Raw genomic sequence first — 11,811 nt, 5'->3', positions numbered from 1 at the left:
ACGCACTCTGTTCCCGGCGGCACCGGACGGGCAGAGTGACCGTATGCAGACTCCACTCACCGTGCTGGACTTCCTTCGCCGGGCCGAGACGGTCTACGGCGACCGGATCGGCCTGGTCGACGAACCCGCCCAACCCGCGCTCTCCTGGGGCGATCTGAGCTACCGCCGGATGGCCGCGCTGGCCCGGGCACAGGCGGCCGGGCTGGACCGGCTGGGCGTCGGCCCGGGCGAGCGGGTGGCGATCGTCTCGCACAACTCGGCCCGGCTGATGACCGCGCTGTACGGGGTGAGCGGCTACGGCCGGGTGCTGGTGCCGGTCAACTTCCGGCTGAAGGCCGAGGAGGTCGCGTACATCGTCGAACAGAGCGGCGCCACCGTCCTGTTGGTCGATCCGGAGCTGGACCAGGCGCTGGCCGGGGTGCCGGTGCGGCACCGCTTCGTGCTCGGCGCCGAGAGCGACGCGCTGCTGTACGACTTCGACCACGCCCCGGTCGAGCACCCGGTCGAGGAGTCGGACACCGCGACGATCAACTACACCAGCGGAACCACCGCCCGCCCCAAGGGCGTTCAGCTCACCCACCGCAACCTCTGGCTGAACGCGGTGCTGATGGGCCTGCACTTCGGCGCCAGTGACCGGGACGTCTACCTGCACACACTGCCGATGTTCCACGCCAACGGCTGGGGGCTGCCGTTCGCCCTCACCGGGCTCGGCGCGCAGCACATCGTGCTGCGCAAGGTGGACGGCGCCGAGATCCTCCGCCGGATCGACCGGTACGGCGTCACCTTCCTGTGCGGCGCCCCGGCCGTGGTGACCGCCGTGCTGGAAGCGGCCGCCGACTGGGACGGTCCGGTGCCCGGGCGGGACCGGGTCCGGATGATCGTGGCCGGGGCGCCGCCGCCCACCTCGGTGGTGCAGCGGGTCGAGGCCGAACTCGGCTGGGAGTTCATGCAGTTGTACGGCCTGACCGAGACCTCCCCGATCGCCACGGTGAACCGCACCCGGGCCGAGTGGGACGGGCTGCCGCCCGCCGAGCGGGCCGAGCGGCTGGTGCGGCAGGGCGCACCGGCGATCGGCACCGAGCTGCGGGTCGACCCGGAGGGCGAGGTGCTGATCCGCTCCAACACCGTGCTGACCGGCTACTGGGAGCAGCCCGCCGAGACGGCGGCGGCCCTGCGCGACGGCTGGTTCCACACCGGCGACGGCGGGGAGCTGCACGACGGCTACCTGAGCATCTCCGACCGGAAGAAGGACGTCATCATCAGCGGCGGGGAGAACGTCTCCTCGATCGAGGTGGAGGACTGCCTGTACGCGCACCCGGCGGTGGCCGAGGTCGCGGTGATCGGGGTGCCGGACCAGAAGTGGGGCGAGACGGTCAAGGCGCTGGTGGTGCTGCGGGAGGGAGTCGGCGACGACGCGTCGGAACTGACCGCGCAGCTGATCGCGCACTGCAAGGAGCGGCTGGCGGGCTACAAGGCGCCCACCTCGGTGGAGTTCCGCACCACGCTGCCCCGGACCACCACCGGGAAGCTGCAGAAGTTCCGGCTGCGCGAGCCCTACTGGGCCGGCCGGTCCAAGTCCGTCAACTGACCTTCCGCACCTTCCGCATCTTCCGCACTTTCCGCACCCGAGGAGTGACCCGCATGGTCGACGCCACCGCCCTGTTGGACGACCTCCGCGACGAGAGCGCCGCACTCGACGCGCTGGTCGCGGAACTGGACCCGGCCGGCCTGGCCGCCCCGACCCCGGCCGAGGGCTGGACGGTCGCGCACCAGATCGCCCACCTGGCCTGGACGGACCGGTGGTCGCTGCTCTCCTGCCGGGACGGCGACCGGTTCGCGGCCGAGGTGGCGGAGCTCTACCGGGCCGGCGTCGACCCGGTGGACGCCGGTGCCGCCGAGGGGGTCGGCGAGGCCCCGGCCGCCCTGCTGGCCCGCTGGCGGACCGGCCGGGCTGAGCTGGCGGCCGAGCTGGCCGCGGCCGCCGCCGAGGACCGCCGGCTGCCCTGGTTCGGGCCGCCGATGAAGGCCGTCTCGATGGCCACCGCGCGGTTGATGGAGACCTGGGCACACGGCCAGGACGTCGCGGACGCGCTCGGCGCCACCGTGGCGCCGACGGACCGGCTCCGGCACGTGGCGCATCTCGGCGTCCGGACCCTGGGGTTCGCCTTCGCCCTGCACGGCCTGCCGGTGCCCTCCGACCCGGTTCGGGTCGAACTGACTTCTCCTTCCGGTGAGTTGTGGGAGTGGGGGCCGGTGGACGCGGCCGACTCGGTGCGCGGCACCGCGCTCGACTTCTGCCTGCTGGTCACCCAGCGCCGCCACCGGGACGACCTCGCCCTGACGGTCACCGGCCCGGTCGCCACCGCCTGGGTCCCGATCGCCCAGGCCTTTGCGGGCAGTCCCGGAAAAGGTCGATAAACCATTTCCACAGAGTGAATTGACGCCTATTCATTTCACTCTTGTGAGCGATATACAGATTCGTCGACGAATGATGGAATCTGCGCCATGAACCGACGATTCCGCATTATCGCGCTCACCGCCCTGCTCGCCGTCAGCCTCCCCGTCTCCGCCGCCCCCGCCGCGCAGGCGCCGCCCCGCACGCCCGCCGGCGAGGTCGACGCGTTCTTCGAGGAGTACCGGCTCGCCGCCCTCGGCGAAATCGAGGAATACCCGAGGGAGATCCGCGCCAAGACCCTGCCGCCGCCGCTGAACGCCGAACTCGACCGCTGGTCCGCCACCCACCAGGGCGCCGACCCGGTCTTCCGCGCGAAGAACATCCCCCGCACCTGGTCCGTCCGCACCCTCACCCCCACCACCGTCGCCCTCACCGAGACCTGGTACGACGGCGGCAGCCAGGAGGTCCGCTTCACCCTCCGCCAGCCGACCCTGACCATCACCGCCATCAACGACCCGCCCCCGACCCGGGGCTGAGCGCCCGTCGGCTCCACTCGCCACCAAGGTCGTTGGGCGGATGTCCGGTTACCGCGGCGAAACAGCGCGGGCACGCTGCGCTTCACATCCGCTCCCTAGGGTCACCGCTCACAGACCCCGACCGGCAGGAGCGGTGCATGACCGACACCTCCACCCAGGCCCCCACCGGCGTCGGCGCCCCGCGCCGCTCGTACGCCAAGTCCGCCGCCGACGAGAGCCTGGAGGACTACTCGCTGCGCTATGCGCCGCACTCGTTCCGGCGCTGGTCGCCGCTGTCGGTGGCGTCCACCGCGCTCGGTGGGATCGCCTACCTCGCCGACTACGCGATCGGCGCCGGGATCGTGATGTCGTACGGCTTCACCAACGCGCTCGCGGCGATCCTCACCGCCGCCACCCTGATCTTCCTCACCGGCATCCCGATCTCCCGGGCCTGCGCGGCCAACGGCGTGGACATGGATCTGCTCACCCGGGGCGCCGGATTCGGCTACTTCGGCTCGACCCTGACCTCGCTGGTGTACGCCAGCTTCACCTTCATCTTCTTCGCCCTCGAAGGCTCGATCATGGCGCAGGCGCTGCACGAGGTGCTGCACCTGCCGCTGGCGATCGGGTACCTGGTGACCACGCTGGTGGTCATTCCGATCGTGTTCAAGGGCATGGCCTGGATCTCGAAGCTGCAGGCCTGGACCCAGCCGCTGTGGATCCTCGGCCTGGTCGGCCCGTTCGTCATCCTGGCCGTCCACTCCCCCGGCACCTTCGCCGAGTTCACCCACTTCGGCGGCACCCAGGGGGCCGGCTCCGGCTTCACCCTGCTCGGCTTCGGGCTGGGCACCGGCATCGCCCTCTCGCTGATCGCCCAGATCGGCGAGCAGGCGGACTACCTGCGCTTCATGCCGCAGCGCACTCCGGCCAACGCCCGCCGGTGGGACTTCGCGGTGCTCGCGGCCGGCCCCGGCTGGGTGGTGATCGGCGCGGCCAAGCAACTCGGCGGCGCGCTGCTGGCCTTCGCCGCGCTCGACGTGGTGGGCAACGCCAAGGCGCTGGAGCCGATCGCACCCTACGTCGAGTCGCTGCGCCCCTGGTTCGGGGCGGCGGCGCTGCCCCTGGCCGGACTGTTCGTGGTGGTCTCCCAGGTGAAGATCAACTCGACCAACGCCTACTCCGGCTCGCTCTCCTGGTCCAACTTCTTCTCCCGGCTGACCCACCGTCACCCCGGCCGGGTCTGGTACATCTTCCTCAACTGCGGTGTCGCGCTGCTGCTGATGGAGCTCAACATGTTCAGCGCGCTCGGCTCGCTGCTGGGCTTCTACTCCAACGTGGCGATCGCCTGGATCGGTGCGGTCACCGCCGACCTGGTGATCAACAAGCCGCTCGGCCTCAGCCCGAAGTACATCGAGTTCAAGCGCGCCTACCTGCACCAGGTCAACCCGGCCGGTTTCGGGGCGATGTGCATCGCCGCCGCCGTCTCGATCTGCGCCTTCTTCGGCTGGTTCGGCGCGTACCCGCAGGCCTTCAGCCCGTTCATCGCACTCGCCCTGGCCATGGTCTGCAGCCCGCTGATCGCCTGGGCCACCAAGGGCCGGTACTACCTCGCCCGCCCCAACCCCAACGCCGACTCGAGCGCCACCGAGACCCTGGCGTGCACGGTCTGCGAGGGCTCGTACGAGATTCCCGACACCGCCGACTGCCCGTTCCACCAGGGCACCGTCTGCTCCCTCTGCTGCAGTCTGGACGCGGACTGCCACGACGCCTGCACCAAGGGCGCCGGGGCGGGCCCGGTCCTGCTCGGCCTGCCCACCGTCCGCGGCTGACCCTCCCGGGGGCGCTCCGCGCGGAGCGCCCCCGGGCCACCGGGCACCCGAGCTCCCGGGCCCCGCTTCACCCGATCGGCTCCTTGCTCACCCCTGTGGGGGACGGCGCACTTGGCGCCCCGACCGCCCGCCCCCAAGGCTGATCGGCATGACCACCCGTCAGCTCCACCGCCGTCAGCCGTACCGCCGCCTGCTGCCCGTCGCGCTGGGCCTGGCCGCCGCCTGTGCCGTCGTCCCCGCCCCCGCCTCGGCGCGGGTCTTCCCGTCCACCCAGGCGCAGTCGGCGCTGGTCCTGACGGTCAGCCGGGGCGAGGTGGTCGCGCCCGACGCCGCCCGGACCACCCTCGACTGCACCACCCGTCCGGGCGGTTCGCACCCGGTCCCGGCCAAGGCCTGCGCCGCGCTCGCCGAGGCGGACGGCGACCTCGACCGGCTCACCGGCCTTCCCGGCACCGCCTGTTCGGCACTCTACGACCCGGTCACGGCCACCGCCGAAGGCACCTGGCGCGGGATTCCGGTCAAGTGGGCCAGGACCTTCGGCAACAGCTGCGCACTCCGGGCGGCCACCGCCCCCGTGTTCTGAGACCCTCCCCCGAGCGGCGTCAGAGCGCGTTCCGCCCACCCGTCACCAGCGCCGCCACCAGGCACCCGAACCCCGCCGTGGCGGCGACCGTCCGCACCGTGTTCCAGCGCACCCAGGTGGTCTCGAAGGCCTCCCGCACGGCCGCCGCATCCGGTATCCGGTCGAGCGAACCGGCCGCCGCCAGCTGGTCGTTGAGCGGGACGTTCACCGCACCGGTGACCATCAGCACCACCGTGTACAGCACCGCCGCCGCGATCAGCCAGGGCAGCAACCGCCGGTCGCCGCCCCGGAACTGGAGCACCACCGCCAGCAGCGTGAAGACGATCGCCCCCAGGAAGACCAGCATGAACCAGCCGTTCAGGATCGCCACGTTGATCCGCTGCATGGTCTCCACGAAGGTCCGGTCGTCGGCCTTGGCCAACCCCGGCATGACCGAACAGGAGTAGGCGAAGAACAGCCCCGCACTCAGCCCCATGGTCAGCGTCGCCACCAGCAGCACCGCACTTCTGAACCCGCTCATCGCACACTCCCCGTCCTGAACTCCCGCTGTCTGACGCCAAGTCAACCGCCCGCGCCGGTAACGGCACCATCGTTGATCGACTCGACCGCATACGCGGGCGTCCACAGCAGGCGTTACCGGGCGCGTCTACACTCGGGCGCCATGGATGCACTGGCCGGACTGCTGGCGGGGCCGAGGGCCCGGGGCGCCTTCCTGCTCCGCTCGGTCCTCACCCCGCCGTGGGCGATCCGGGTCGAGGACCGGGCGCCGCTCACCCTGGTCACCCCGGTCCGGGGCACCGCCTGGGTGGTCCCGGACCACGGCGCCCCGGTCCGGCTCGGCACCGGCGACGTGGCGATCGCCCGCGGCCCGGACGCCTACGTGCTCGCCGACTCCCCCGCCACCCCGCCCCGGGTGCTGATCCACCCCGACCAGAGCTCCAGCACCCTGGACGGCGAGGAGCTCTGCGACACGATGGCGCTGGGCACCCGCACCTGGGGCGACGCCGCCGACGGCCCCGACGTGCTGCTCAGCGGGACGTACCAGCTGCGCGGCGAGATCAGCCGGGGCCTGCTGGAGGCGCTGCCCCCGCTGCTCGTGGTGTCCGCCGACTCCTGGCACTCCCCGCTGATCGACCTGCTCGGCGAGGAGATCGGCAAGGACCGGCCGGGCCAGGACGCGGTGCTGGACCGGCTGTTGGACCTGCTGCTGATCGCCACCCTGCGCACCTGGCTGTCCCGGCCCGAGTCCGACGCCCCGGCCTGGTACCGGGCCCACACCGACCCGCTGGTCGGCCACGCGCTGCGCCTGCTGCACGGCGACCTGGCCCGTCCCTGGACGGTGGCGGGCCTGGCCGCCGAGGTCGGCGCCTCCCGGGCCGCGCTGGCCCGCCGGTTCGCCGAACTGGTCGGCGAACCTCCGATGTCCTACCTCACCGGCCGCCGGCTGGCGCTGGCCGCCGACCTGCTGCACGACCCCGCCGCCACCCTCGGCACCGTCGCCCACCAGGTCGGCTACAGCAGCCCGTTCGCCCTCTCCACCGCCTTCAAGCGGGTCCACGGCATCAGCCCGCAGGAGCACCGCACCGCCGCACCTGTCGGTGCCGGCACCTAACGTCGCGCGCATGGGTACCTACCTGGTGAATGCCGATCCGGCCGACTGGGCCGACGACGAGGTCCACCGGCCGCTGGCGGTCGCACTCGACGCCGAGCTGACGCGGCGTGGGCTGGCGCCGTTCGCCTTCGACTCCGACCGCTCCTTCGAGGAGAAGCTCTACCGGCCGATGGCGAGCTTCAACCAGCTCTGCGACGCGGTTCTGCCGCCCCACCTGTCGTTGCTGGACTGGGAGTTGCTGCTCCCGATCGCCCTGCCGGAGCCGCTGCTGCTGCCGGTGGACTCCGCGTACTCCGACACCACCGCCGTCCGCGGCGCCGGGGAGGTGCTGACGGCGGCCCGGATGGTGGCCACCGCCCTCGCCCTGCCGGTCGACCTCCTCCCCGCCCGCTGCCCCAACCTCGACCTGTGCGCCTGGTTCGACCACCCGGCCACCGACGGGCACCCCGGTCCGTGGCAGGACGACCTGGACGCCGCCTTCTACACCGCGCTCTACCTGCGCGCCGCCGAGCACGCGCTCCGCGAGGGCAGCCCGCTGCTCTACTGCTGACCACTGCTCCACGGCCGACCGGCGACCGGCGACCGGCGACCGGCGACCGGACGGGTGAACCCGGGCTGGTGCTGCCAGGACGGCACAGCGGGTGCTGCTTAGCTGGGGCGTCGAATCCGCCCGCCCGTCAGGAGTGCCGTGCCCACCAGTCGGCCGGACCGCCCCCGGCCGGAGCCCCCGTCCTGGCGGGGCCTCCGGCGGTACGCGGACCGGTACCTGCAGCGCGTCGGCACTCCGGCGACGGTCGCCGTCCCGGCCGCCGAGCAACCCGAGCAGGCCTGGACCAGGGAACTGGCCGGCCTGCTCTGCGCGGTGGGGGTGGAGCTGCTCCGCTCGGGCGCCAGGACCGCCGACGTGGAGCTCGAACTGCGCGACCTGGCGGCCAGGTACGGCGTGCGGGCCCGCAGCTTCGTGGTGCCGACCGGGCTGTTCGTCCGGGCCGGCACCGGGCCGGACGGGGTGGGCGGCGAGCTGGACTTCGCCCCGGTCACCGGCCCCGACCTGAGACTCGATCAGGTCCAGGCACTGCACGACCTGCTGGCCCGGATGCGGCGCGAGGCGCTGCCGTTCGCCGAGGTACGGGCCGAGCTGGCCCGGGGCCGGGCGCTGCCGCAGCGCTTCAGCCTCGCCGCCACCGTGCTCGGGTACGCGCTGCTGACGGTCGGTCTGGGCGTGATCCAGCACCCGACCCCGAACGCGGTGGCCGGGTACGCCGTCCTGGGCGCGGCGGTCGGCCTGCTCCGCTCGCTGGCCGGGCGCTACCTGCCCGGGGCCGCCACCGTGCTGCCGGTGGCCGCCGCGATCATGGTGACGGGGCTCTCGCTGCGCTTCGCCGGGCCGGTGCTGCACGAGGCGCCGGAGCTGCTGCTCGTCCCCCCGCTGATCGCCTTCCTGCCCGGGGCCTCGCTGACCATGGGCGCGATCGAACTGTCCGCCGGTGACGTGCTGTCAGGAGTGGCCCGGCTGGCCGGGGCCACCAACGTGCTGATGCTGCTGGCCCTCGGCATCCTGGTCGGCACCGAACTGGTCGACCCGCACCCCGCCGGGCCGCCCGCCCCCGCCTCGCTGGGCGCCTGGGCGCCCTGGTGCGGGGTGCTGCTGCTGGCGGTCGGCTTCACGCTGTACTACTCCGCACCCGCCCGGGCCCTCGGCTGGCTGGCCGGGGCACTGCTGCTGGAGCGCCTGGTGCAGACCGTGGGCACCGGGCTGAGCGGGGCGGTGTTCGGTGCCTTCGCGGCCGGGATGCTGCTGCCGCCGATGGCGGCCTGGGTCCAGCGGCACCACCGGATTCCGGACCAGGTGGTCTTCCTGCCCTGCTTCTGGCTGCTGGTCCCGGGCTCCAGCGGTCTCACCGGCTTCTCCCAGCTGGTGGTCCAGCACAGCGCCGCTAGCGTGCTGACCCTGGTCACCACCGTGGTCACCGTGGTGGCGATCGCCCTGGGCGTCCTGGTCGGCGCGGGCTTCCAGCGCCGCCCGCGCGTCGAGGTCGCCCCCGCCGACGGCGCCTGACGGTCACCGGCTGACCGCGCACCGGTGCACCGGCACCCGCCGAAATCCGGGCGACAGCACGTACCCGTACTCCCTACCATCGGGCTGCCCCTGCCTTCTGCGTGTCCCGACGATTGGCCCTCCCGTGCAACAGCTGCTCCCCGCCGTGCTCCGGGAGGAGCCGCAGTTCGCCCGGCTGTTCGCCGGGCAGTCGTTCTCGGTGCTGGGCGACCGGGTGGCGATGGTGGCCACCCCGTTCGCGGTGCTGTCGGTGGGCGGATCGGTCACCGACATCGGCCTGGTCGGTGCGGCCGGGCTGCTGCCGATGCTGCTGTTCACGCTGGTCGGCGGGGTCTGGGCGGACCGGTTCCCCCGGCACCGGATCATGCTGCTGTCCGACCTGGTGCGGTTCGCCGCCCAGGGCGCGGTCGCACTGCTGCTGATAACAGGCCGGGCCGAGGTGGCGCACCTGGTGGTGCTGACGGCGGTGTTCGGCTCCGCGAGCGCCTTCTTCATGCCCGCCGCGACCGGCCTGCTGCCACTCGTGGTCCCGGTCGAGCGGCTGCGTGAGGCGAACGCGCTGCGCGGGCTGGTGCTCTCCTCCGGCCTGGTGATCGGCCCGGCCGTGGCGGGCGGCCTGGTCGCACTGGCCGGGCCCGGCGGGGCGCTGGCGCTGGACGCGGCCAGCTTCGCGGTGAGCGCCGCCTTCCTGCTCCGGCTGCGCCCGCGCCCGTCCCAGGACCAGCCGGCGGGGCTCAGCTTCCTCGGCGAGCTGCGCGAGGGCTGGGGCCACGTCAGGTCCCGTGCCTGGGTCTGGTCCGGCATGGCCGCGTCCGGCGTCTACCACGTGGTGGTGCTGCCCTCGATCTTCGTGCTCGGCCCGGTCCTGTCCGAGCAGGAGTGGGGCGGGGCGGCCGGCTGGGCGGCGGTGACGACCGCGTTCGGGGTCGGCGCGGTGGTCGGCGACCTCTGTGCCTACCGGCTGCGCCCCGCCCGCCCGCTGGTGCTGGGCGCGGCCGCGCTCGCGGTGTCCTCCTGCCAGGCGCTGATCATCGGCGCGTCCCCTTCGGTCACCGTGGTCGCCGTGCTGGAAGCCGTCACCGGCGTGGCCGTCTCGCTGTTCTTCGTGCTCTGGGAGACCAGCCTGCAGATCCACATCCCCGAGCACGCCCTCTCCCGGGTCAGCTCGTACGACTTCCTGCTCTCCTCCGGTCTGATGCCGCTCGGCCTGATGGTGGCCGGCCCGGTCGCGACCACCTTCGGCCTGCGCCCGACGCTGTACGCGATGACGGCGATCGGGGTGCTGGCCGCGGTGCTGCTGCTCTGCGTCCCGGCCGTCCGGGCCCTGCCCGCCGACCGGGCCGAGCCGGTGCCCGCACCCGTACCGGCCTGAGCACCCCTACCGGGCTGAGGGCCCGTCAGCGCGGGCCGCGCAGCACCGGGACCAGCACCGACGGGTGGAACAGCGCGGTGGGCGGGGCGACCAGCGACATCACCTGCTGGAAGCGGTCGCAGACGTGGGCGTTGGTGGTGGAGCGGGCCAGCACCCGGTCCAGGTAGCGGTGCTGGAACCGGATCAGCGCTCCGGACGGTCCGCCGGCGGTGGTGGCGAAGCGGACGTCCTCGGTCGAGGACATCACCCACGGGTTCTTGGTGACGGCCGCGACCGCCCGCCGGGCCGCACCCGCTGCGCCGCCGACTCCGCCGTGCCGGGCGACGGCCGCGCCCAGTGCCCGGGCGCTCAGGGCCGCGACCGTGATCCCCTGCCCGTAGACCGGGTTGAAGGTGCAGGCGGCGTCCCCGAGCGCGAGGAACCCCTCGGGCGCCCGGCGCTCGTACCGGCGCCGCACGCCCGGGCCGGGACGGAAGCCGCGCACCTCCCCGGCCGGCTCGGCCCCGTCCAGCAGCTCGCGCAGGACCGGGTCCCGGAGCAGGCCGAGCTGCCTGCGGAAACCCGCCTCGCCGGGCTCCGGCTCGGCGCCGCGCATCCCGCCGACGCTGACCAGCCAGCGGTCCCCCTCGACCGGCAGCAGCACGCCGAGGTACGGGTCGGCGGGGGCCTTGGTCTGGATGTAGAGCGCCTGCTGGGCGAAGTCCGCCCCGGCCGGACGGTGGAACAGCCGGCTGGAGTACGCGACCCCGGCGTCGACCCGCTCCTCCGGGACGGGCGGGGCGCCCAGCGCGGCCAGCCACCCGGCCGCGGCCGTGGACCGGCCGGAGGCGTCCACCACCAGCTCGGCCGGCAGCTCGCGCACCCCACCCTCGCCGCCGCGCTCGCTGACCTGAACCCCGGTCACCCGGCCCGCTCCGCCGAGCAGCCCGACCACCTCGGTGCCCTCCAGGAACTCCACCGCGGCGTCCCGGCGGATCCGCTCCAGCACCACGTGGTCCAGGACCGGACGGGTGCAGGAGAGGAAGGCCAACTCACTCCGGTGCGCGGCCATCCACCCGGCCGAGCTGAGCCAGCGCAGCCCGCTCGCCACCGGGACGCTGACCGCACCGGCCGCCAGCAGCTCGGCCCGGATGCCCGGCATCATCTCCTCCAGCACCCGGTGCCCGGCCTCCAGCAGCAGGTGGGCGTGGCGCCCCTGCGGCAGCCCGGCCCGGAAGGCCGGCTCCCCGGGGTAGCGGTCCCGCTCGATCACCACCACCCGCTCCGCCGCGTCCCGCAGCGCCCAGGCCGCCAGCGTCCCGGCCAGCCCGCCCCCGATCACCACTGCCGTGCCCCGCCCCGGGGCTGCTCCGCTGCTCATCCGGCCATCCAACCGCAGTCGGCCGTCCGATCACCAGGGCGCCGGTGGCACCCTGCGATCGAACGGCCGTCAGCTCAGCCTCCCCG

The 11,811-nt window shown here is 73.6% G+C and carries 11 protein-coding genes; 9 read left to right on the top strand and 2 right to left on the bottom strand.

Going from position 1 to position 11,811, the window contains the following annotated elements:
* Positions 1 to 43: 43 nt before the first annotated feature.
* The 5 genes from ABT118_RS16575 to ABT118_RS16555 all read left to right on the top strand — a co-directional run bounded on the left by ABT118_RS16575 (position 44) and on the right by ABT118_RS16555 (position 5,322).
* On the top strand, positions 44 to 1,588 hold the full coding sequence (locus ABT118_RS16575) for an AMP-binding protein (protein ID WP_350669038.1): 1,545 nt from the start codon (positions 44 to 46) through the stop codon (positions 1,586 to 1,588).
* 53 nt (positions 1,589 to 1,641) lie between these two features.
* The gene (locus ABT118_RS16570) at positions 1,642 to 2,418 is read left to right on the top strand and encodes a TIGR03084 family metal-binding protein (RefSeq protein ID WP_350669037.1); all 777 of its coding nucleotides are present in this window, start codon (positions 1,642 to 1,644) and stop codon (positions 2,416 to 2,418) included.
* A gap of 87 nt (positions 2,419 to 2,505) precedes the next feature.
* Positions 2,506 to 2,931, top strand: coding sequence for a hypothetical protein (locus tag ABT118_RS16565; RefSeq protein WP_350669036.1), 426 nt, complete (start codon positions 2,506 to 2,508; stop codon positions 2,929 to 2,931).
* A 137-nt stretch (positions 2,932 to 3,068) separates the two neighbouring features.
* The gene (locus tag ABT118_RS16560) at positions 3,069 to 4,739 is read left to right on the top strand and encodes a purine-cytosine permease family protein (RefSeq protein ID WP_350669035.1); all 1,671 of its coding nucleotides are present in this window, start codon (positions 3,069 to 3,071) and stop codon (positions 4,737 to 4,739) included.
* Positions 4,740 to 4,887: 148 nt separating this feature from the next.
* On the top strand, positions 4,888 to 5,322 hold the full coding sequence (locus ABT118_RS16555; RefSeq protein WP_350669034.1) for an SSI family serine proteinase inhibitor: 435 nt from the start codon (positions 4,888 to 4,890) through the stop codon (positions 5,320 to 5,322).
* Positions 5,323 to 5,341: 19 nt separating this feature from the next.
* On the opposite strand, the gene ABT118_RS16550 is transcribed toward ABT118_RS16555, so the two are convergent.
* A complete protein-coding gene (locus ABT118_RS16550; RefSeq protein ID WP_350669033.1) occupies positions 5,342 to 5,842 on the bottom strand; it encodes an anthrone oxygenase family protein in 501 nt (166 codons plus the stop codon).
* A 141-nt stretch (positions 5,843 to 5,983) separates the two neighbouring features.
* Between ABT118_RS16550 and ABT118_RS16545 the strand changes: the two genes are divergently transcribed.
* The 4 genes from ABT118_RS16545 to ABT118_RS16530 all read left to right on the top strand — a co-directional run bounded on the left by ABT118_RS16545 (position 5,984) and on the right by ABT118_RS16530 (position 10,365).
* The gene (locus tag ABT118_RS16545; RefSeq protein ID WP_350669031.1) at positions 5,984 to 6,934 is read left to right on the top strand and encodes an AraC family transcriptional regulator; all 951 of its coding nucleotides are present in this window, start codon (positions 5,984 to 5,986) and stop codon (positions 6,932 to 6,934) included.
* 10 nt (positions 6,935 to 6,944) lie between these two features.
* Positions 6,945 to 7,484, top strand: coding sequence for a hypothetical protein (locus tag ABT118_RS16540; protein ID WP_350669029.1), 540 nt, complete (start codon positions 6,945 to 6,947; stop codon positions 7,482 to 7,484).
* Positions 7,485 to 7,622: 138 nt separating this feature from the next.
* Positions 7,623 to 8,993, top strand: a complete 1,371-nt coding sequence (locus ABT118_RS16535; protein WP_350669028.1) for a threonine/serine exporter family protein — start codon at positions 7,623 to 7,625, stop codon at positions 8,991 to 8,993.
* Between the two features lie 124 nt (positions 8,994 to 9,117).
* Positions 9,118 to 10,365 (top strand): MFS transporter, encoded by a 1,248-nt coding sequence (locus ABT118_RS16530; protein ID WP_350669027.1) that lies wholly within the window; start codon positions 9,118 to 9,120, stop codon positions 10,363 to 10,365.
* Between the two features lie 25 nt (positions 10,366 to 10,390).
* Here ABT118_RS16530 and ABT118_RS16525 read toward each other — a convergent pair whose 3' ends face one another.
* Positions 10,391 to 11,725: an NAD(P)/FAD-dependent oxidoreductase gene (locus ABT118_RS16525; protein WP_350669026.1), complete on the bottom strand. Its 1,335-nt coding sequence runs from the start codon at positions 11,723 to 11,725 to the stop codon at positions 10,391 to 10,393.
* Between the last annotated feature and the right edge of the window lie 86 nt (positions 11,726 to 11,811).

The organism is Kitasatospora sp. NPDC002040, from assembly GCF_040296785.1.
Lineage (GTDB): Bacteria > Actinomycetota > Actinomycetes > Streptomycetales > Streptomycetaceae > Kitasatospora.
This window is presented reverse-complemented; position numbering and strand designations above follow the sequence as displayed.

What these genes read in the sequence shown, in the direction of transcription:
- ABT118_RS16575 (WP_350669038.1), top strand. Translation starts at nt 44, where the DNA reads ATGCAGACTCCACTCACCGTGCTGGACTTCCTTCGCCGGGCCGAGACG.
- ABT118_RS16560 (WP_350669035.1), top strand. Translation starts at nt 3,069, where the DNA reads ATGACCGACACCTCCACCCAGGCCCCCACCGGCGTCGGCGCCCCGCGC.
- ABT118_RS16540 (WP_350669029.1), top strand. Translation starts at nt 6,945, where the DNA reads ATGGGTACCTACCTGGTGAATGCCGATCCGGCCGACTGGGCCGACGAC.
- ABT118_RS16525 (WP_350669026.1), bottom strand. Translation starts at nt 11,725, where the DNA reads ATGAGCAGCGGAGCAGCCCCGGGGCGGGGCACGGCAGTGGTGATCGGG.
- ABT118_RS16565 (WP_350669036.1), top strand. Translation starts at nt 2,506, where the DNA reads ATGAACCGACGATTCCGCATTATCGCGCTCACCGCCCTGCTCGCCGTC.
- ABT118_RS16550 (WP_350669033.1), bottom strand. Translation starts at nt 5,842, where the DNA reads ATGAGCGGGTTCAGAAGTGCGGTGCTGCTGGTGGCGACGCTGACCATG.
- ABT118_RS16545 (WP_350669031.1), top strand. Translation starts at nt 5,984, where the DNA reads ATGGATGCACTGGCCGGACTGCTGGCGGGGCCGAGGGCCCGGGGCGCC.
- ABT118_RS16570 (WP_350669037.1), top strand. Translation starts at nt 1,642, where the DNA reads ATGGTCGACGCCACCGCCCTGTTGGACGACCTCCGCGACGAGAGCGCC.
- ABT118_RS16555 (WP_350669034.1), top strand. Translation starts at nt 4,888, where the DNA reads ATGACCACCCGTCAGCTCCACCGCCGTCAGCCGTACCGCCGCCTGCTG.